This window comes from Phenylobacterium hankyongense (assembly GCF_003254505.1).
Lineage (GTDB): Bacteria > Pseudomonadota > Alphaproteobacteria > Caulobacterales > Caulobacteraceae > Phenylobacterium > Phenylobacterium hankyongense.
Map to the genome: position 1 here is coordinate 1 of NZ_QFYP01000026.1, position 327 is coordinate 327.

At 66.7% G+C, this 327-nt stretch carries 1 protein-coding gene; it reads left to right on the forward strand.

What is annotated here, in order from left to right:
- Positions 1-327, forward strand: a 327-nt coding sequence (locus tag DJ021_RS19030; RefSeq protein WP_165837292.1) for a hypothetical protein, incomplete at both ends; no start/stop codon positions are given.

Here is a 327-nt window from a genome sequence, read left to right on the forward strand (position 1 = left end):
CTCTCTCACCGCTCCTGCTGCGCTCTTCTCCCTGCGCTTCCTCCTTCTCTGGAGCATCTCGGCGAAAAGGAGAGATCTTTCGGCTCTGATCGCCATGGCCGTGGCGCTGCCTGCGGTGGGGGTTAGAAGCGAGATCCGCTCGAGTTTCCACGGCGACTGGGCGGCAACGTTCCCCGGCGGCGAGGACCGGGCGGCGCTGGCGCGGAAGGCCTCGGCGGTGCGGATGCGGACGGCGAACCCGCCGCGGGCCGTGCCGATGATGAAGAACGTTAACGAGGGGAAGGGTGTCTTCGCGCCTCTCGTGGTCATCACCCGCAACATCATCGG